14 protein-coding genes, 1 tRNA gene, 1 rRNA gene and 3 pseudogenes are annotated in these 19,068 nt (G+C 64.8%); 12 read left to right on the plus strand and 7 right to left on the minus strand.

The features are described from left to right. Nucleotides 1–13: 13 nt before the first annotated feature. From ACI2JO_RS17800 to ACI2JO_RS17835, 8 genes and pseudogenes are all read left to right on the plus strand, one after another. Complete coding sequence (locus ACI2JO_RS17800; RefSeq protein ID WP_404721944.1) at nucleotides 14–1,945, plus strand: glycoside hydrolase family 97 protein; 1,932 nt, start codon at nucleotides 14–16, stop codon at nucleotides 1,943–1,945. Nucleotides 1,946–1,992: 47 nt separating this feature from the next. Beyond that, nucleotides 1,993–3,125: pseudogene (gene nhaA, locus ACI2JO_RS17805) on the plus strand (Na+/H+ antiporter NhaA). Between the two features lie 81 nt (nucleotides 3,126–3,206). After that, nucleotides 3,207–4,769 carry a DUF389 domain-containing protein gene (locus ACI2JO_RS17810; protein ID WP_404721945.1) on the plus strand — a complete coding sequence of 521 codons (1,563 nt, stop codon included), beginning with the start codon at nucleotides 3,207–3,209 and terminating at the stop codon, nucleotides 4,767–4,769. 162 nt (nucleotides 4,770–4,931) lie between these two features. Continuing rightward, nucleotides 4,932–6,140 (plus strand): hypothetical protein, encoded by a 1,209-nt coding sequence (locus ACI2JO_RS17815; RefSeq protein ID WP_404721946.1) that lies wholly within the window; start codon nucleotides 4,932–4,934, stop codon nucleotides 6,138–6,140. Between the two features lie 43 nt (nucleotides 6,141–6,183). After that, nucleotides 6,184–7,065: a YihY/virulence factor BrkB family protein gene (locus ACI2JO_RS17820; RefSeq protein ID WP_404721947.1), complete on the plus strand. Its 882-nt coding sequence runs from the start codon at nucleotides 6,184–6,186 to the stop codon at nucleotides 7,063–7,065. Next, nucleotides 7,062–8,075 (plus strand): AI-2E family transporter, encoded by a 1,014-nt coding sequence (locus tag ACI2JO_RS17825; RefSeq protein WP_404721948.1) that lies wholly within the window; start codon nucleotides 7,062–7,064, stop codon nucleotides 8,073–8,075. Before ACI2JO_RS17820 ends, ACI2JO_RS17825 begins: the two co-directional genes overlap by 4 nt. Before the next feature lie 114 nt (nucleotides 8,076–8,189). Then, on the plus strand, nucleotides 8,190–9,638 hold the full coding sequence (locus ACI2JO_RS17830; RefSeq protein ID WP_404721949.1) for a L,D-transpeptidase family protein: 1,449 nt from the start codon (nucleotides 8,190–8,192) through the stop codon (nucleotides 9,636–9,638). After that, on the plus strand, nucleotides 9,635–9,868 hold the full coding sequence (locus tag ACI2JO_RS17835) for a hypothetical protein (protein WP_404721961.1): 234 nt from the start codon (nucleotides 9,635–9,637) through the stop codon (nucleotides 9,866–9,868). Before ACI2JO_RS17830 ends, ACI2JO_RS17835 begins: the two co-directional genes overlap by 4 nt. Before the next feature lie 15 nt (nucleotides 9,869–9,883). Here the strand turns inward: ACI2JO_RS17835 and ACI2JO_RS17840 are convergent. Next, nucleotides 9,884–9,934 (minus strand): annotated as a pseudogene (locus ACI2JO_RS17840) (hypothetical protein); the annotation flags it as partial. Nucleotides 9,935–10,223: 289 nt separating this feature from the next. Between ACI2JO_RS17840 and ACI2JO_RS17845 the strand changes: the two are divergent. Next, complete coding sequence (locus ACI2JO_RS17845) at nucleotides 10,224–10,475, plus strand: hypothetical protein (RefSeq protein ID WP_404721950.1); 252 nt, start codon at nucleotides 10,224–10,226, stop codon at nucleotides 10,473–10,475. Between the two features lie 33 nt (nucleotides 10,476–10,508). Continuing rightward, nucleotides 10,509–11,260, plus strand: a pseudogene (locus tag ACI2JO_RS17850) (IS5 family transposase). Here ACI2JO_RS17850 and ACI2JO_RS17855 read toward each other — a convergent pair. From ACI2JO_RS17855 to ACI2JO_RS17870, 4 genes are read right to left on the minus strand one after another with little or no spacing between them, the layout of a single operon-like run. Next, nucleotides 11,191–11,835, minus strand: coding sequence for a caspase domain-containing protein (locus tag ACI2JO_RS17855; protein WP_404721958.1), 645 nt, complete (start codon nucleotides 11,833–11,835; stop codon nucleotides 11,191–11,193). The pseudogene ACI2JO_RS17850 and the gene ACI2JO_RS17855 sit on opposite strands and share 70 nt — an antisense overlap. Nucleotides 11,836–11,840: 5 nt before the next feature. Beyond that, on the minus strand, nucleotides 11,841–14,324 hold the full coding sequence (locus tag ACI2JO_RS17860) for an effector-associated domain EAD1-containing protein (RefSeq protein WP_404721951.1): 2,484 nt from the start codon (nucleotides 14,322–14,324) through the stop codon (nucleotides 11,841–11,843). 10 nt (nucleotides 14,325–14,334) lie between these two features. Continuing rightward, a complete protein-coding gene (locus ACI2JO_RS17865; protein WP_404721952.1) occupies nucleotides 14,335–15,171 on the minus strand; it encodes a hypothetical protein in 837 nt (278 codons plus the stop codon). Next, a complete protein-coding gene (locus ACI2JO_RS17870; protein WP_404721959.1) occupies nucleotides 15,171–15,656 on the minus strand; it encodes a hypothetical protein in 486 nt (161 codons plus the stop codon). The genes ACI2JO_RS17865 and ACI2JO_RS17870 overlap by 1 nt, the downstream gene beginning before the upstream one ends. Nucleotides 15,657–15,910: 254 nt before the next feature. Here ACI2JO_RS17870 and ACI2JO_RS17875 point away from each other — a divergent pair, with 254 nt between their 5' ends. Both ACI2JO_RS17875 and ACI2JO_RS17880 read left to right on the plus strand, forming a co-directional pair. After that, a complete protein-coding gene (locus tag ACI2JO_RS17875) occupies nucleotides 15,911–16,777 on the plus strand; it encodes a hypothetical protein (RefSeq protein WP_404721953.1) in 867 nt (288 codons plus the stop codon). A gap of 319 nt (nucleotides 16,778–17,096) precedes the next feature. Then, nucleotides 17,097–18,680 (plus strand): recombinase family protein, encoded by a 1,584-nt coding sequence (locus ACI2JO_RS17880; protein WP_404721960.1) that lies wholly within the window; start codon nucleotides 17,097–17,099, stop codon nucleotides 18,678–18,680. Here ACI2JO_RS17880 and ACI2JO_RS17885 read toward each other — a convergent pair. After that, a tRNA-Met gene (locus ACI2JO_RS17885) sits at nucleotides 18,637–18,713 on the minus strand. The two genes, ACI2JO_RS17880 and ACI2JO_RS17885, sit on opposite strands and share 44 nt — an antisense overlap. Before the next feature lie 46 nt (nucleotides 18,714–18,759). After that, nucleotides 18,760–18,874, minus strand: a 5S ribosomal RNA gene (gene rrf, locus ACI2JO_RS17890). Nucleotides 18,875–19,068: the final 194 nt, after the last annotated feature.

Consider the following 19,068-nt stretch of genomic DNA (forward strand, 5'->3'; position numbering starts at 1 on the left):
CGATTGATGCCGCGTGAGAAGCTGGTGGATTGCCGTTTCGGCCCTTCTGGCCGGGTGCTCGTCGACTGACGTCAATCCTCTGGTCGCTTCCTCGCCCGATGGGCAGGTCGAGATCATGGCGGGGCGCTTTCGCGGCGGCAGCCTTGCCATACGCATACGCCACCACGGCAAGGACGTGATCGCGCCATCACCGGTTGGCCTCACGCTCGCGGACGAGCCGCTCAAACGCATGCGGATCGAGCAATCACGACGCCCAGGCGACCGATCCGCCCAGGCCTATCACGAGTTGACGATCGCGGCGCGCGAGACCGAGGGTAGCAGGCGAGCGCTGCTGCTCCAACTGCGTGCCTATGATACCGGCGCCGCTTTCCGTATTGAGCTGCCAAAAACCGGATCGTCGCACGCGCTTCGGCTTGCCGGTGAGACGACGGCGCTGCGCTTCCCACGCGACTATCGATGCCTTGCCGTGCCGCACGCGAATTATCTCAATTCGCATGAGGGCGATTACGCGCCCGTCCGCGCCAGTACCCTCCGCCCTGCTGCGCTGTACGATCTTCCATTTAGCTGCCGCACCGGCCAAAGGAGCGAGGCGATCGCCCTCACCGAAAGCGACGTCGAAAATTATCCCGGCGCGTACCTGGTCAAGTCGAAGGCGCTGGGGGTCGCGCTTAGGCTCACGCCGCTACCTGCCAACGATACCCTTGCAGCGGTTCTGCCGGCGACAGATGCGGCCCTTCGTACACCCTGGCGCGTGGTGATGATCGCCGATCGTCCCGAAAGGCTGATCGAGAACGAGCTGGTCCAGCAGCTCGCCTCGCCCCCGCGTATCGGCGAAGCGCACTGGGTCGGGCCGGGCAAGGCCGCTTGGGCATGGTGGTCGGGTATCAAGGCCTCCGGCGTGCCAAATGCCGGGTTTAATAACTCGACCTACCAGCATTATATCGACTTTGCCTCGCGGTTCGGCTTGCCCTATTTCGTGATCGATTGGGGCTGGGCGGCGCGACCACGCGGCGACAAGGCATTGGCGGATGTGACCCGCTTCCGGTCCGGCGTCGATATCCCGGCCCTCTCCCGCTACGCCGCAGCGCGCGGCGTGCGTCTGTGGCTATGGACGAACTGGGACGCCATCGGGCCTGACATGGACCGGGTGTTCGCACTGTATCAGTCATGGGGCATCGCCGGGATCAAGGTCGACTATGTCTACCGGCAGGATCAGGTCGCGATCGCTTATTATCACCGGCTCCTTGCGGCCGCCGCGCGGCACCGGCTGATGGTCAATATCCACGGCGCGCCGGTACCGCGCGGGCTGGAGCACACCTATCCCAACCTGCTGACGCAGGAAGGCGTGATGGGGGCCGAATACAATCAGTGGAGCCGAAAGGTGACAGACGGCGCCAACGTCCGTCTCGCGTACAGTCGCGCGACGATTGGACCGATGGACTATACCCCGGGCGGCTTTCGCAATGTCACCCCGAAGTCGTTCACGCCCCGCCACGTCCTGCCGGAGGTAATGACCACGCGTGCACAGCAGCTTGCCATGTTCGTGGTCTATCCCAGTCCACTGCAATCGTTGGCGGATGCACCGCAAGCCTATCTGGACGAGCAAGGCAGGCCGCAGGCGGGGGCGAACTTCCTGCGGCTGGTGCCAGCGGTGTGGGACGAGACGCGCGGCGTAGCGGGCGAGTGGGGCCAGTGGATCGCAGTCGCCCGGCGCAGCGGCAAGCGCTGGTTCGTCGGGGTGATGAACGACGAACGATCACGTACGGTCACGCTCCCGCTCGGTTTCCTGTCCGAAGGGCGATGGAAGCTCCGTGTCTTCATAGACGGCGCAAGGCCGCCAATCCTGGACGGGCGCGCTGGTACGTTGCGCGCTGGTACGAGCCTGCGGGTTCCACTGGCTGCAAGCGGCGGGGCGGTGCTTGTTCTCGATCCTAAAGGCCCCTGAGACCGCAAAGGGGCGGATCACAGACCGTCTTGGGGCAATACCTCGAGATTGCGGTCCAGATCCGTCCGCGCTCGGCCATACGTGCCTTTCTGCAAAGCGGCGCGTCTGGCGGCATTGTCCTGATCGTTGCGGCGCTTGCGGCATTGGACATCGCCAACAGTCCGCTAGCCCCTGTGTATTTCGGGCGCTGCAGCAGCACGTAAGGCCGTTGTCGGTCCTGCACTGGATCTATGATGGCCTGATGGCGCTGTTCTTCCTGCTGGTAGGTCTCGAGATCAAGCGTGAGCTGATCGACGGGCATCTGGCGACCTGGCCGGACCAAGCTTTGCCGACCGTCGCGGCGCTCAGCGGCATGGTCTTGCCAGCCCTGATCTACCTGGCGATTGCCGGCTCGACCCCGGGATTGGCGCGCGGTTGGGCGATCCCATCAGCGACGGACATCGCGTTCGCCATCGGCGTGATGGCGCTGCTCGGCAGACGAGTGCCGGCATCGCTCAAGCTCTTCCTGACGACCGTCGCGATCGTCGACGACATCGGAGCGGTCGCGGTGATCGCGGCCGCCTATACCAACGCAGTGAGCGGTCCCGCGCTGCTTGCAGCCGTGCTCATCCTTGGCGTGATGTTCATCCTCAATCGCCTCGGTGTCGTGCCCCTCTGGCCCTATCTATTGCTCGGGCTGCTGCTTTGGGTGGCGATCTGGTCGTCCGGCATCCATTCCACGATCGCCGGCGTGCTGACGGCCAGCCTGATCCCGATCCGCCGCTCGCCTGGCGCACCGGATGCGCAGGACTCCCCACTTCATCGACTGGAGCAGGCCCTCCCGTCGTTGGTCGCGTATGGGATCGTCCCCATCTTCGGCTTTGCCAATGCTGGCGTGTCGATGGCTGGTCTGGGCTTGGGCTCGCTGCTGGCTCCCCTGCCGCTTGGCGTCGCTGCCGGCCTGTTCGTCGGCAAACAGGTCAGCGTGCTCGGAGCCGTCTGGACAGTGGCCCGGCTTGGCCTCGCGCGACCGCCCGTCGGTGTGTCCTGGCCGCAGGTCTATGGCACGACGCTCCTGTGCGGGACCGGCTTCACCATGAGCCTGTTCATCGCCGGGCTTGCCTTCGCAGATCCCAAACTTGTGGATGAGGTCAAGGTCGGCATCCTCGCCGGCTCGCTCCTGTCCGCGGTAAGCGGCTAGGTCGTTCTTCGCTTTGCGGGATCCCGATCCCGGCAAGTCAACACGTGACCGCATGCCGCGACGTCGCCATAAGATTGCAATATGGCTGAAGTAGGTGGACATATCTCCAATCTGACCGATCGACTGGCGCGGCTCACGCTATATCGCTGGTGGCGGCGATCGATCGTCGGCCGCGTCGACCATGAAGCGGTGGTCGCCCGGATCGTGGAGGACAGCGGCTGGTCGGCGCGCTTTGCGTTCATGACCATGATGTCCGCAGGCATCGCAGTGCTTGGTCTGCTTTTGTCCTCACCCGCCGTCGTGATCGGAGCGATGCTGATCTCGCCGCTCATGAGCCCGATCCTGGGGTTCGGCTTCAGCCTGGCGCTGTTCGATTTTGCGGAATTGCGTCGCTCACTGAAAGCGCTGGCGATCGGAGCGGTCGCGGCAATCGCCTTTACGGCGCTGATTGTGCTCGTCTCGCCGCTGCAGGCGCCGACGGCCGAGATCGTGGCGCGCACGCGTCCTAATCTTTTCGATCTTGCGGTAGCGCTCTTTGCCGCGCTCGCCGGCACGTTCGCCATCATCCGTGGCCGTGGCGAGACGATCGTCGGCGTCGCCATCGCGACCGCGCTCATGCCGCCTTTGGCCGTGGTCGGCTACGGGATTGCCACCCGTAACATCCCCGTTGGCGCCGGAGCCTTCGCTCTGTTCGTCACCAACTTCATCACGATCGCCCTGTCGGCGACCGCAATGGCCCGTTTCTACGGCTTTGGACATCGCCTATCCCGGCGCCAGACGTGGGCGCAGACGTCGGTTCTGATCCTCGTCTTCGTCGCCATGGCTGTGCCGCTGGGCATTTCCCTCAACCGCATCGGCCGCGAGGCGCTTGCGGTGTCGCAGACGCGCACGCTTCTGAACGACCGTTTCGGGGACACTGCACGCGTGACCCAGCTCGACCTCGACTTTTCGGCAGACCCCCTGCTTGTCCGCGCGGTCGTGATCACGCCGCGTGGCGCGATGCAGAAAACGCCTGTGCTACAGGCTGCGCTTCAGAAGAAGCTCGGACGCCCGCTCCGGCTGAATCTCGATCAGATCCTGCTTGATGCCGGTGCGGGCGCATTGGAAGCGCAGCGCGAGGAATTGCGGCAGGCCGGAGACATGGCGGGCCAAGAGGCGCAGCGGATGACGGCGCTGAGCAAGATGATCGCGCTGGTGACGGGCGTATCGGCCGATGACGTGACGATCGACCGGGATCATCGGCGCGCCACGGCGGCCGCGGCGCCCCTGCCTGGTGCCACGGTTATGACCTATCGCACGCTTGAAGCGCGCGCCGCAGCCGAGACGGAGGGATGGTCCGTCATCATCGTGCCGCCACAGGCGCCGCTGCCCGAGATTGCCTTCGCGGATAACGTCGACACGCTCGATGCAGCCGCGCAGAATGCAGTATCAACATCCGCCTGGGCTGCTCATCGCTGGAATATGCCAATGCTCGGCGTGCCTGGGCTTCCGCCTGGAATCCCCCTTGAACGACCGAACCTGTCGCAGCGGCGCGCCATGGCGATCGCGGCCTTATTGAAGGCGAAGGGCGTAAGCGCCGTGCCGACCGCTCCTGCTGGGCAGCGCTTCGCATTGATGACCAACGTCGGGGTGCCCGCCCAATGAGCTCCACCTGCATTGTTTTGCGATCTGACGCGGGAGGCACCCTAGTCGTCGTAACCGCCGCGTTCGAATATCCCAGCGGTGCCGCCGCTGGTCGCGAACAGCGCCTCGAACGGTATCTGGGCCAGGATACCGCTCTATGATCCCTTCGCCCGAGGACATCGCATGATCGTCGCCATTGCCTTGGGCGTTGCCCTTATCGTCACGCTTGCGCTGACCCTCAGCCCGTTCGCGCGCAGCGATGGCTGGCGCGCCACGGTCACGCCGCTCGCTTCGATCATCGGGTCGGGATTCCTGATCTGCGGGCCGCTGCTCGCTCGCGAGTTCGGCAGCGCCGCCATCGTTGCCATGGGGCTGCTGCTGGCGATCGCCTATGCGGCGGGTTGGGTCATCCGCTTCAACATCACCCATGTCGAGAATCATCTGGCTGATGCGACCTTCAATGATCCGATCGCCTGGGTCGCGCGCATCACCCAAGGCGTCCTTGCGCTCGCCTATGCCGTCTCGGTCGCCTATTATCTGAAGCTGCTCGCCGAGTTCACGCTCAAGCCGATCGCCATCGACCCGGCGTGGCAGCCGGTTGCCGCCAACATCATCGTGACCGTCATCATCGCGCTCATGACGCTGCTGGCGCTGGGCGGGAGCCTGCGCAAGGTCGAGCATCTCGCGCATGGGACGGTGTCGATCAAGATCGGCATCATCGCCGGCATGCTCGTCGCGCTCGGCATCGCGTGGAGCATGGGGGGCACGACCGATGCGCTGCCGCCGGCACGGATCTCCTGGGCCAGCATCCCGATGCTGCTCGGCCTCATCATCACCGTCCAGGGGTTCGAGACGTCCCGCTATCTCGGCCATGACTATGCCGCCGCTTTGCGGATCAAGACGATGCGTCATGCGCAGTGGATCGCGTCCGCCATCTATCTCGCCTTCATCGCCTTGCTGACGCCATTCCTCGCACGCGCCGCAGCGACCGAAGGGGTGGCCGGCATCCTCGACATCATGGAGTTCATCGCCCCGGCGCTCGGCATCTTCGTTTTGGCCGGGGCCGTCTCCAGCCAGCTCAGCGCGGCGGTTGCGGACTCGATCGGCTCCGGCGGTCTGCTCAACGAGGTGTCGCGGCGCAAGATCAGCGTGCCGCTGGCCTTCACCCTCGCCGGCGCGCTCGCGGTGCTGGTGGTCTGGCTGACCGATCCGTTCCAGGTCGTGGCGCTCTCGTCGCGCGCCTTTGCGCTTTTCTATGCGATGCAGTGCGTGCTGGCGCTACTGGTCTCGCTTCGAAGCGGCGCAGGATCAACGCTGTATCGCGTCGGCTTCGTCGCTGTCGGCGTCATCTGCCTGGTCGCGGTAATCGTCGGTGCACCGGCAGAAGGGTAAGGCCACCCGCGCGGACATGATCGCCTTGCTGAGGAAGCTTGCATTGCCTCGGCATCTGCAAGCCTGGCTGGGGTCCGGTGGCAAGTGGGTCGCGTTGTTGCTCCGCGCCGTCCGCAGCGGACTCCGAGACGATTTCGGGGTCGCGGCCAGCTCGATCGCCTTTGCTGCCTTTCTCGCCCTCATCCCGCTCGTCGGCCTAATCGCCGGAGCCTACGGCCTGCTCGTCCCCGGCGCGACGGTGGCCCGCAATCTTGCGAAGCTGACGGCAATCCTGCCGCGCGACACGCGAGGAATTGTGGCGGGCGGATTGCGCGATACGCTGACGTCCGGCCGCCCCGCCGGCGTGACGATGATTGTCTCGCTGGGTATCGCGCTGTTCAGCGCAAGAAGGGCAGGACGCTCGTTGCTCCACGGCATCAATCTGGCATTTCGCATCGAGCGCGAGCGCCAAGACATCCGTCGCCAGATCACGGCCATGCTGCTGATGTTGGGATGTGCAGGCCTCGTGCTGACGGCCCTGATCTCGCTGTCGATGCTCGCCTTCCTGCAAAGCTACGTTGCAGATGGGCTACCCGGCGCGCGGCTTGTCTCGACGATTATCCTGTTCGGATCGCTGACGCTCGGATCGGGCATCGGCCTGATGCTGGTCTATCGCTACGCTCCGGCGAGCGAGGCGGCCATTCCCTGGCGATCGGTCATGCCCGGCACGATCGCGGGCGTCGCGATGTGGTTGGGGGCGACCCTCGTGTTCCGACTCTACGTTACGCATCTCGCGCGGTTCGATGACACCTATGGATCGTTATCCGCAGCAGTCATCCTGATGCTGTGGCTGATGGTGTCCGCCTGGGCGTTGCTGCTCGGCGCACGCCTCAACGCCGAGGCGATGGATCAAGCCGGTATCGAAATCGAGGAACGCGACGAATGAGCGACGGTCAGGCCGAATATCGGTATCGCAATCGTCTTCTGACGCTCATCGCAGCCGTGTTGCTGATCGGAGCGCTGAAGGCAGCTTTCGCCGTCGTGATGCCGATCGCTTTCGCCGCGATTATCGTCGCGGCACTGTGGCCGCTCAAGCGTAGGCTGGCGCAGCACATGCCGTCCTGGCTGGCCTATACGCTGACGCTGCTGTCGCTGGTCGCGATCCTCGGTGCTTTCGCCACCGCCGTCTATCTGTCGATCGGCCAGGTCATCACCGCGCTTATCGCAAACTGGGCGAGCCTTGAACGGGGATACAGTCGGCTTGCCGGATGGGCGGCCGAGCACGGCGTGCCGATCGCGGGGACCATCAACCGTCAACGGATCATGGCCCTGCTGCAGCTGCTGGCAGGCGAAGTCTATGGGTTCGTCACCTATGTCGGGTTCATCGGCATCATCGTGATGCTCGGTTTGCCCGAAGTGCCACGGCTCAAGCGACGGTTGTACGAGATGATGGAAAGCGGCGGCCGCCGCGACATGCTGGGCGCCAGCGAAGACATCTCCGCGCAAGTGCGTCGCTATCTCGGCACGACGCTGGCCACCAGCGTCCTCACAGGGGTCGCTTCGACCCTGTGGTCGTGGATGACCGGGCTTGAGCTGGCTTTGGTTTGGGGCATCCTCAATTTTCTGCTTAATTTCGTCCCCGTGATCGGCAACATCGTCGGGATCGTGCCGCCGGTGGTGTTCGCCTTCGTCCAGTTCGGGGGATGGCAGATGCCCGCGCTCGTCTTTGTCGGCTTCGTCATTCTGCAACTGTCCATCAGCAATGTCGTCTACCCGCTGTTGCAGGGCAAGCAGCTGTCCCTGTCGCCGCTGGCGATCATCGTCGCGATGACCTTCTGGAGTTGGGTCTGGGGCATCGCGGGCGCGCTGATCGCAGTGCCGCTGACGGCCGCGATCGTCATCATCTGCGGGCAGTTCGACCGCAGCCGCTGGATCGGCAAGCTTTTGTCGGCCTGACCGGTGTCTGACGATCACGAGGGAAGCGAGCGTCCCTTCGCGTTCAATCCACGATATTCGGGGCCGCAGCCATGATAGGTGAGGCACGAGGGTAGTTTCGTTCGTTCGTCTCGCATGAAGAACAAAACGATTTACGTATTGCTCGCCTCGGTCACGCTTTCCGTTCCCGCCGTCCCCACGATGGCGCACACATCGCAGAGCGATTTGCAGGCCACCGTGGTTTCTACACCGGAGTGGAACCGCCTCTGGACCCCCGCCAATCGTGCCGCTCTGAAGCAGGCGCTGGCCGACCGCGCCCGTCATGGTCTTGATCACCACGCATTCCTGCCGCCCGACGTCGACGAGCTACCAGCGGACGCTGCGACCCGTGTCTATACCAAAGCGGCGCAAGATTATGCCAATGCGCTGGCGAACGGCATGGTCGATCCGTCGTCACTCCATGATGTCTATACGATCGCTCGGCCGACTGCAGATCGGACGGAAACGTTGGGCGATGCCCTTGCCCAGAACCGTCTCGCGGAATGGCTCGACGGACTGGCCCCTGCCGATCCGGACTACAGAGCGTTGTCGCAAGCCTATCTCACCGCGAACCGTAATGCCTACGCCGCGGAGCCTGTCATCACGCTGGCGGAGAGCATTCACGTCGGTGACGTGAACCCGCGCGTTCCGGAGATCGTCGATCAACTGGTAAGCGACGGCTATCTGGCCGCTCGGCCCTCGACCGAACCTGTCGACCTGTATTCGCCGGACATCGCGAATGCCGTGGAGGCATTGCAACGCGATTACGGTATTCGAGAGGATGGCATAATCGGCCCGAATACGCTCGGGGTGCTGACACTCGGCCCCGGCGATCGCGCGCGAACGCTTGCCGTTGCCCTGGAGCGGCGACGCTGGCTATCCCGGACGCCGCCTGCAACCCGCATCGACGTCAATACCGCAGCCGCCGAGCTTCGCTATTATCACGACGGACAGTTGGTCGATCGCCGCAAGGTCATCGTCGGCGAGCCTGACCGTGAAACCCCGCCCCTCGGCTCGCCGATCTATCGCCTTGTCGCCAACCCGACATGGACCGTACCAAAGTCGATCCCGGTGTCGAGGGCGACGGTTCGCGCCAAAAACATGCGCCGCATCAATGGCTATTGGGTGCAACCATCAGGGCCGGACAATGCGCTCGGCCTCGTCAAGTTCGACATGAAGAACAATCAGGCGATTTACCTTCATGACACGGCAGCTCCCGAGTTGTTCGACCGCAGTCAACGTCACCTTAGTCATGGCTGCGTTCGCGTTTCGGACGCCTTGGGCTTTGCCGCAATGCTGGCCGATCAGGAGGGCGTCGGCGATACCTGGGCGAAGGCATATGCATCAGGCGATTACGAGATCATTGATCTTCCTCGCGAGATCCCGGTCAGGCTGCTCTACCATAACGCTTTTCTGGGGGACGATGGCAAGGTTGCGTTTCGTACCGATCCGTATGGCTGGAACGACGCGATAGGCGTAGAACTGGGATTTAATAAGAAAATGTCCCACCAAGCAAAGGCGGAGGCCATCGATATTGGCCCGTGAAGAGCCGCATTTCACTCGAGACATTGGTGCGGTTCGATTTGCTGCACGCTTCCCCACACGACTTCTCCTCGCCGCCAAAACGTCTTGTTATCCCGATGATCACGCCGCTTCTTCGACCTCCGACACAATCCGGTTTTCAAGCTCGAAGCGGCAAACAGGATCGGGAGAAGATCGTCGCGGGCGGACCGACGCAGGCTCATTTGAAGGAAATATCGGAAGTGAACGATTAGCTGGACCAGCGCGAGGCCGAACACCAGCCCCAAGGTTGCCCGAGCGCCCAAGGTCGGCCAGCGCACTGCCGCGAAGGCGGCCGCGGTGAGCGCCAGCGCGAGACCATAGCCAATTTGATAGCCCCGGATGTCGTGTCATTTCTCGCGGCCCGGCTCCGTCATCGGATCAGCCCCTGGAGGTAGATGATTGGAAAGATGGCGATCCAGACAATGTGGAGGAAATGCCAGAACAGGCCGAGCCGCAGCAGGTTGATCTTGATCCGTGCGTCGAGCCCGAACGTTCATAACTGCACGATCATCACGACCAACCAGAGGCAGCCTGCCAAAACGTGCAGACTGCGCGGCAAAAAGTTGATTGACCGCGATGGTCATCAGGCAAGCGCTTCTGTTCGCGATTTACCTGGCGCATCAGCGCGTCGCCCATCTGAAAGAATTAGCTCAACGCCCTTACGGCAATGGCTTTGCCGGGTATAAAACATGGCTGACCGTTGGACACGTCCTCCTCGCCACTATTTGGGCGCCCGCTTCAATCGTCATGGAAATCAGCACATCACCGCTACTAGGGCTCAAACCCAATCAGCGGGTTGAGGCGGAGCGGCTTTCCTGATTCACTGCGGCGTGGGTCACGGGGGGTGCGGGCATGTCGCTATTCTGGTTGTCGGACGAAGCGTGGGCGGCGATCGAGCCGCACCTGCCCAAGAACTAGCCTGGAGCGCGACGGGTGGACGACCGGCGGGTGATCTCCGGCATCCTGCATGTGCTGAAGGTCGGCTGTCGCTGGTGCGACTGCCCAGCCGACTACGGGCCCTCGACGACGGTCTACAACCGGTTCAACCGCTGGTCGCACCGGGGCTTCTGGCTCAAGCTGCTGAATGCGCTGGTGGACGCGGGGGCAGTGACGAGGAGCACCGCCATCGACAGCACCTACGTGAAGGCGCAGCGTGCCGCGTTCGGCGCAAAAGGGGGCGCTTGGCCCAGGCAATCGGCCGCTCCCGTGGTGGCTGGACGACCAAGATCCACGCGCTCACCGACGTCATCGGCCGCTCCTATGCGCTGATGCTGACGCCCGGCAACGTCAGCGACGTGAAGGCCGCGCCCGCCCTCCTCGAACGCGCGGGGCGCATGCGCTACCTGCTGGGCGACAAGGGCTACGACGCCGACCGGCTGCGCCGTCTGGCTCGCGATGCCGGCGCTGTCCCGGTCATCCCCGGCCGGCGCAACCGCAAGCGCGCCATCCGCTACGACAAGAACCGCTACGCCGGCCGCCACCTCATCGAGAACGCCTTCTGCCGCCTCAAAGACTTTCGCCGCGTCACCACTCGCTACGACAAGCTCGCCGCCAACTTCCTCTCAGGCGTGGCTCTCGCCACCGCCCTGGCATTCTGGCTCTGAATGAGTGTGGGCCCTAAAGACGTCTCGTCGGCCCGCGATGATGCGAAGATTGCCCGGCCCGTCCCGTTCGCGAGAAGGGTAATCGATTTGTCCGAAAAGCCCGCCTTGTCGTTCTCGGCGAAGGCTTGTTTCAATGTGCCTGCACCCCCGCAATGACAGGCATCGAGGATAACGATAACGAGCGCCGCCTTGATCGCGTGCAGCGCGTCGGAAAGATCGGCCGCGGCGAGCGTGGTCGCCGCAATGTCGTGCCGGTCAGCCTCGACCGGCATCAGGACGCTGTCCTCCGAACCGCCGGCGCGCCAGCCTTGGCCGGAGAAATAGATGCACACCGTATCGTCCGGTCGCGCGAGGCGCGCCAGCTCGGCCAGCTCGAACAGAATTGTGGCGCGGGTCGCTTGCCCGTCGAGCAGGGTCCGGACTTTGTCGGCATCATAGCCGCAGCGCTCGGGCGAACGCAGGATCGCGGCGACGTCCTTGGCATCGTGGATGATCGCCTCGGGAAGCGGCCGGGCCGACCGATAGGCGGAGATCGCGATGATCAGGGCGCGCGCGTTCGCGAGAGCTCCCGTCATTTCCGTCACCAATCCGACCTCTGGTGGCTTCCGCCGCCGGCAAAGGTGCTGTCGCTAGCGATGAACCGCAGATCGGGGTTCGACGAGAAATCGTTCTGCATTTCCTTCACCAGCGTTCTCGGCCGGACATCTGTCCCGCGACGGACCAAAGCGAGGGCGGCCCGCCAGGCGTTCTCGCCGGTGACGTGACGGGGCCACTGGGAATTCCTGCCGCCGCACCGTTCCCAAAGGCCGTCATGGTCCGGACCCGATGGGTAGAGATCGGCCGCGACCTTCGCGAAACTCTCCCACTTCTCGTCGACGGTAATGGTGCTGAGGCCGAGCGACCAGCGTGAAAAGAGCGAGAGCATTGACGCGCAGACGCGCAGAACCGCCCGTAGTTCAGGGACACCGAAAACGCGGTCTCGCACGCGGACGAGCAGCGCCGCCCAGTGGCGCTCGAGGATGATCCGCCCCAGTCGCTCGGCCTGTTGCTGAGTAAGGCGTGAGGCTGCCCCGCCGAGACGATCGAACCAGCCGATCGCGCGCTGTTCTGGCAGCTCGGTTAGCGAAGCGATCAGATTGAGCGTAGCCCCGGAATCGGCCATGCTGCCATCCAAGGGCCTATCAAGCGCGGCGGCCTCGAGGATCGCGCGCGTCAGGATCGGGTCGCGCGCATAGGCCTCACCCGTGCCGGCCCGCCTGATCCATGCCTCGCCCGTCGCCCGGACATAGCCGTTCGAGGGATCGAACCGCTCCCAGATCTCGGCGCGCCGGGGAAGATCGGACAGGCCGGCGAGGGGCGTCCGGGCGAGCGCGTCGACTAGCGGAGCGAAATGATCGTCGCCATCCAGGGCCGAGGTAAGGAGGGCATCACGGGTCGCGGCAGGGTCCGCCGGTGCTTGCCAGCTCGCATCGCTTTTCGCGAGAGCGCCCGCCCAGATGCGCTGCGTCCCGATACGATGGAAGTCGCAGGATCGAAGCAGATCAAGAGCCCTGGCCGCCGCTGCGCTTGCCAGCGCGTCCAGTCTGGAATCGTCGCGGTCGATCGCGATCTCGACACGCTGTTGCGGGGTCGCGCGCGACAGCGCGGCGTTGATGCCGGCGTCATGGTCGGGCTTCTTATCGACCGCGAGCTGGGCGTCGGCGGCGGCTCCGGCAGGGGGGGTGAGGGCCACTACCGCACCGTGCAGGCGAAGCCAGGACCGTTTGACCAGCACCGCCCGGAGCGCCGCAGTGTCTCGCGCGATCTCCGTGGGAAGTGCGGCGACGAGCCTATTCTCCATCGCCTTCTCGATCGGCGCAATCGCGAAGACGGTGTTGACGATCGCAGGTCGTGCGCCGATCCAGATCCAGAGGGCCTTTGCAAACCCGTCCGGAGCATGCGCGGTCAGAGCCTCGGCGCCGCGCCCGAAAGCCGCCCGCCATGGTTCGATCGCCGACGTGAGATCGCCAAGTCCGCCGATCAGCTCGGTCAGAGCCTCGATCGCCCCCGGTTTCGACAACGAGTAGGTGCCCAACCAGGTTTCGGCGGCCGACCAGACCCGGTTGAGAGAGGCAAAGCCAGGCAGCGCCAGGTTGCGCAGCCCCATCATCTGTTCGACGCTCGCCCCGGGCATCGCGTCCGCAAGCCGCGTCGCCAATGCGCTCTTGGCTGCCACGCCCGATCGGTTGTCCCGCGAGAGATGATCGACGATCCGCAATCCGCCGACAATTTCTTCGAAGCTCGCGTCAGGTGACAGCATGTCATAGGCCCGGACGAGAAGCGGCAGGCGCGACAAGCTCATGCGGCCCGCGCCGATCTCGTCGGCGAAGCCTTTGTAGCTGTCCGCGGACACGTCGCCGAGCAGAACCTCGGCCGCTTTGGGCAGCGGCTTCAACGCTCCCTTTCCGATGATGGGATGACCGTGCCAGCGCGCGGCGAGCGAAAGCGGCGTGAACACGAGAGCGGGCGCAGGAGCCTCGACCAGATCCGTCGGGCCGAAGCTCAACCTGAACGCGAAGTCCCGCCGCATGTCGGGCCAAAGCATATGCCACATGGCGGCGACCAGTGCTTCGAACCCATTCCCGTCCAGCTTCACCACGGCCTTAGCGGGGTTTTCCATCAGCCGGGCGGCCGCGTCCCGTAGCTCGGGCACGGTTTCGGGCGTCGGGCCCTTCTCAACATCAAAGCCGGTTGGTTCCGGGATCGCCGCCGGATCGGTCGCGAGACAGGCGAACAGCCGATCCAGCGAAGAGAAGTTCTGCATATCGTCGAGCCGGACGAACAGCGCATGCGAGACGACGAAGCCACTCCGTGAGGCCGACGCATCCAGAAAGGTGCGCGCGACGACATAGCGGTCATGGACAGGGAAACCACTCGTTGCAGGCGACCAACTCACCCCGGACGGGGGATTGGATGGCAAGTCGAGCCGCCCCGAGATGGTCTTCGCGAAGGCGTGATCTCCGCTCGCCGCGCGCAGCGCATGCCCGTTATTGACCTCACCGTAGATCGCGGATTCGACGCGCACCGGGAGCCGCTCAGGCCGAGGTCAGAAGACGGGTGATCGGCCACGTGATGTCGCGGTCCAGATGCCCGTCGGGACGCACAACATAGCCAAACGCCTCCGGGCCCCTGATCGCATAATCCTGATCGGACTCTTCGCGACCCAATGGCTTCTCGAGCGCGGAAAGGCCGACCGCCATCGGCGCGTCCCAATTGCGTTCGATGAAGTCGCAGAGCAATGGAAGCTCGGTGCGCAATGCCGCTGCCGGCAGGCTGCCCGCCTCGACCTCGTCCCAGCAACTCAGCAGGACCGTCAGCGTCGGGCGGCGAAGCGGCACGTTGCGGTCGATCGCGGTGACGTGAAGCAGCATCTGGAGTAGTTCGATGAGGCGCGCCTGGTCGGACAGTCTGAGCTCGAGGCTCTCAACGACGGGCTTGCCGAGCTCAGCGAGCGGTCTCGAAAAGATGTCGGCGTCCCACTGCAGCGTGTGCAGCCGAACCAGCAGAAGCCAGTCGGTCGCGTCGATGATCCGCTCGCGCCACACGGTCGCGATCCGGTGGTCGGCGATCAGCGTCTTGATCTGCTCGCCTCCATAATCGGGCCAGACTAGATCCGTGGTCGCCCCCACGCTGCCGATCACCGGCCAGACGCTTTCGTTGTAGACCTCGGAAGGGGTGTGGCCAGTGGCCCGCCCGTCAGCGAGATTGTCCATGGCGTCCTCGAACGGCCCGAGGTTCGTGGCCTGGCTGTTCATCTTGAGCGACGACCGGCCGACGATCAGGCGCTTCAGGAACTGGGCACCATAATGGGTCTTCCCAACGTTTGATTCGCCGAGCAGCAGGATAGACCGTTTGGTAGCGGTCACGGCCATCACCTTCTCCCGAACAAGAAGAGCGGGTCGGTCGTCTCGCCGCGCTCGCGCGCAAAGGTGGCGCCGCGCCGCCGGATGCCCAGCACCCAATCGAACAGCGCCTTGAATCCGACCCCGATATCGCCGCCGTCGTCCGGATGAACGCTGGTGGTGAATTCCGGTGCATCCTCCATCTCGTCCCTCACCGCCGCCCGGATGCTCTCCTCCATCGCAGCGTCGATCACGACGTCACCCTTCGTCCAGACGAGGGCGACCGGGCGATCGCGGCGCTGCGCCGCGACCCGCTTGGCGAGCAGTTGGAAGGCGTTGCGGGCCTGGCCGAGGCGCGGACCCGACAGCGCCTGCCGGTCCGCCGCGAGCAGGATCACATCGGCATGCGCGTCGAGCCAACGTGCGCCTTCCGCATCGGGCGCGTCCGCGTTCACTGCCCATTTCTGGAACCAGGCGCCCGGCGCGTCGGCGAAGAGCAGATCGCGCGAGGACAGGTTTGACGAAGATCTTCCCGCAGAAGAACTGCGAGCGGCAGCTCGAGCCGTTACTGTACGAATATCTGACAGCCGCCGGTGAGAGCATGCTGTACCGGCTGGACACGATGAAGACATAGCGAAGCCGCGCGAACAGCTGGCAGGAGCAGGCCGTCAACCTGACAAGCCGGTACATCTGTCATTTGCTAAGCCAGCGTGGCTGGCGCCGGGAACATGAGCGGCTTGCGGCAGCAGCGGGACGCCACTTCGATGCAATGGCGGCGGGCGAGGAACACGCTGCGACCATCGTCGACAGTGCGCGCATGATCCTCATCGATTGGGCGCTGACCAGCGATCGTAGCGTGGCGGCTGGCAGCGCGTCGGTCCTCGGCGCGGCTTCGGATCGCGCCATGCGGGCGCTGGAGGATGCCGGTCGCGCGCATCTGAGCGCACGGGACGAGCCACACATGCGCCCGCAGGCGCTGCGCCAGCAGGTGCGCGATGCCGCTCGCCGCGCCGTGTCGGTCGATCGCGGCACCAGGCTGGATGCCGATCTGCACCGCTTCAACGATTCGCTGGTCGAGGGCAATGTCGCGGCAAGCGGTCGCCTGGCCGAGCAGCATGTGGCCACCCGCGGCTTCGTCCACCCGCACGGCGGGACGGCTGCGGGCTGCTCAAGCTGGGCCGAGCGGCAGGCACGGGAAGCCTCCACGCACCTCGCGCTCGACGAGGCGACGTCGGCACTGCAGGACTATCGTACGCGCTACACGCAGCCCGCACCTCCGATCATCTATCTCAGCCACCTCTGTCGTACCGACTTCGAGCCGGAGGAACTGGCGGCCTTCGAACCACACGTCGCGCATCCCGGCGAACGGGTGCGGTTCAGCGCGTCTGGGCACGACACTGCCAGCGCGATGACCATCGCTGAGACGTTCGCCACGCGTCACCGCGACGGCAGCCTGGTAGCGGGGTACCGGGTCGGTGGCGACGACCAGCTCTACGGTGACGAAGACCTGATCCGCCTGGGGCGCCGCCATACCGACGGTGGCCGGGGGCTGCTCGAACGCACGACGTCGCCCCCAACGGGGATAAAGTTGAGCCTGGTGGCGAGCCGCGCGATGAATGGCGGAATGGGCATGTAATAACTTCAGATCGGTAGCCGTTATCGGCTGCCGATCTGAAGTTTTTCCGGCGACTCGCGTGGGTTGGGCGATGCTTTTGTCCTGTGGACTGGTGGATGGAACACCATCCCCGCCCCGCGCCACCGCCCTCCACTCCCGAATCGGCACGCCATGCCGCGGCACTGGCGCTCGCCAGACTGCTTGCGCGCGATCTCGCTCGGACTCATCTTGCCCCCACCAGCCGCAGCGATGGGGATGTGAAGTGATGAGGGTCGCGCTCTACGCGCGCTACTCGACCGACATGCAGAAGCCCGAGACCATCGCGGTCTAGAACGGCAACATGCGGACCTATATCGCCAAGGCCGGTTGGCAGGAAGTGGGCGCGTGGGCGGACGAGGCAATCTCGGGCGCGACGCTCAACCGCCCCGGCATCCAGGCGCTGCTCGCCGCGTGCGAGCGACGCGAGGTCGACGTCGTGCTGGCCTACGAACTCGACCGCGTGTCGCGCGGGCAATCGCATACTGCCAAGGTCTACGAGCGGCTGCAGTTCCTCGGCATCCGGCTGGTGACCGTGGCCGAAGGCGAGATCACCCGGCTCCACGTCGGCATGAAGGGGACGATGAACGCCGAGCAGATCTCGGCGACATCGCGCAAGACCCGCGATGCACTCGCCGACCGGCACATGAAGGGCCTGAACGCCGGTGGCCGCGCGTACGGCTACGATCTCGACTTCCAGCTCGACGCGCGTGGCGACCGCATCACCGGCCACCTCAAGGTGAACAACGCCGAGGCGACGAGCATTGTGTGGATCTGCGAGCAATATGCCGCCGGGCGCTCGGCCAGGGACATCGCCGCAGAGCTCTACCGCTGCGGCGTGCCGGGGCCGCGTGGCGGCAAATGGTCGGCCTCGACCATCAACGGCAACAAGAAGCGCGGCACGGGCATCCTCAACAACCGGGCGTACGTCGGTCGCCCTGAGCATCAGCGGCAGACGTTCCGCAAGGACCCCGAGACGGGCAAGCGCCACGCCTTCGCCACAGCCGAGGGCGTGAAGAAGACCGCCGAGGCGCCGCATCTGCGCATCGTGAGTGACGAGCTGTGGGCGAAGGTGAAGGCGCGCCAGGAACAGACCGCCTGTCGGCACGGCCCCAAGGTGACGCCGTTTTGGGCGAAGCAGCGTCCCAAATACCTGCTGACCGGCAAGGTCACGTGCGGCGTGTGCGGCTCGAACTACGGCAAGGTCGGCAAGCTGCGCTCGGGCTGCCACGTGCGCAGCAACTACGGCGAGGCCGGGTGCAGCAACAACCTCACCATCCGCATCGGCGAATTGGAGGAGCAGGTGCTGGCAGCGCTCAAGGACGACATGCTCCGGCCCGACGTCATTGAGGCGTTCGTTGCGGAGTATGTCGCCGAGAGCAACCGGCTCGCCCGCGAGCGCGACCGTGACGGTGCGGCGCACCGTCAGGAGCTGAAAGGCGTGGAGGCCGGTATCCAGCGGCTGACCAACGCCATCCTGAACGGGGTGGACGCGACGCTGGTGCGCGACGAGCTCAACCGCCTGGGTCGCCGCAAGGCCACGCTCGAGGAACGGCTTGGCCAGACCGCCGAGCCGTCCGTCCCTGCCCTGCTCCATCCAAAGCTGGCGCAGGTCTACCGCGATAAGGTCGAGGACCTGCTCGCCGCCTACAGCAGTGAAGCCAGCCGCGCCCAGGCGCAGGAGCTCATCCGCGGGCTCATCGAGCGCATCGTGCTGACGCCGGCCGACGGCGTGTTGCGTGTTGAAATGACCGGCGACCTGGCAGCGATGCTGACAATCAGCCAGGCGGGCGGACGCAAAAACACCCCGGGAGCGGATGCCACCGGGGTACGACAAGTCAAGTTGGTTGCGGGGACAGGATTTGAACCTGTGACCTTCAGGTTATGAGCCTGACGAGCTACCGGGCTGCTCCACCCCGCGCCGAGGTGATAGGATTGTGGATGGGTTCTGATGTGCGGGCTGCAATGCCTGGCGGCGACCTACTCTTCCATCGCTTGAGCGATAGTACCATTGGCGCAGAGGGGTTTCACGGCCGAGTTCGGGATGGGATCGGGTGGTTCACCGACGCTATGGCCACCAGGCAATGGAGCCTGCACATACGATCTTCCCGGTTTTGCGGCCGGGAGGATCTGGTTCGAAATCGATGCACTGTTTTTTACTGGCTGGATGTCATCACCCGTTTTCCAACGCTGTTGTTGGGGGTGTGTGCTCTCAAGCGCGAATAGGACGATTAGTATCGGTTAGCTTCACGCGTTACCGCGCTTCCACATCCGAT

The organism is Sphingomonas sp. NPDC079357 (genome assembly GCF_044901155.1).
Classification (GTDB): domain Bacteria; phylum Pseudomonadota; class Alphaproteobacteria; order Sphingomonadales; family Sphingomonadaceae; genus Sphingomonas.

Coding starts and splice junctions, on each gene's coding strand:
- ACI2JO_RS17880 (WP_404721960.1), top strand. CDS start 17,097: ATGCGGACCTATATCGCCAAGGCCGGTTGGCAGGAAGTGGGCGCGTGG.
- ACI2JO_RS17855 (WP_404721958.1), bottom strand. CDS start 11,835: ATGACGGGAGCTCTCGCGAACGCGCGCGCCCTGATCATCGCGATCTCC.
- ACI2JO_RS17825 (WP_404721948.1), top strand. CDS start 7,062: ATGAGCGACGGTCAGGCCGAATATCGGTATCGCAATCGTCTTCTGACG.
- ACI2JO_RS17810 (WP_404721945.1), top strand. CDS start 3,207: ATGGCTGAAGTAGGTGGACATATCTCCAATCTGACCGATCGACTGGCG.
- ACI2JO_RS17815 (WP_404721946.1), top strand. CDS start 4,932: ATGATCGTCGCCATTGCCTTGGGCGTTGCCCTTATCGTCACGCTTGCG.
- ACI2JO_RS17865 (WP_404721952.1), bottom strand. CDS start 15,171: ATGGCCGTGACCGCTACCAAACGGTCTATCCTGCTGCTCGGCGAATCA.
- ACI2JO_RS17830 (WP_404721949.1), top strand. CDS start 8,190: ATGAAGAACAAAACGATTTACGTATTGCTCGCCTCGGTCACGCTTTCC.
- ACI2JO_RS17875 (WP_404721953.1), top strand. CDS start 15,911: ATGGCGGCGGGCGAGGAACACGCTGCGACCATCGTCGACAGTGCGCGC.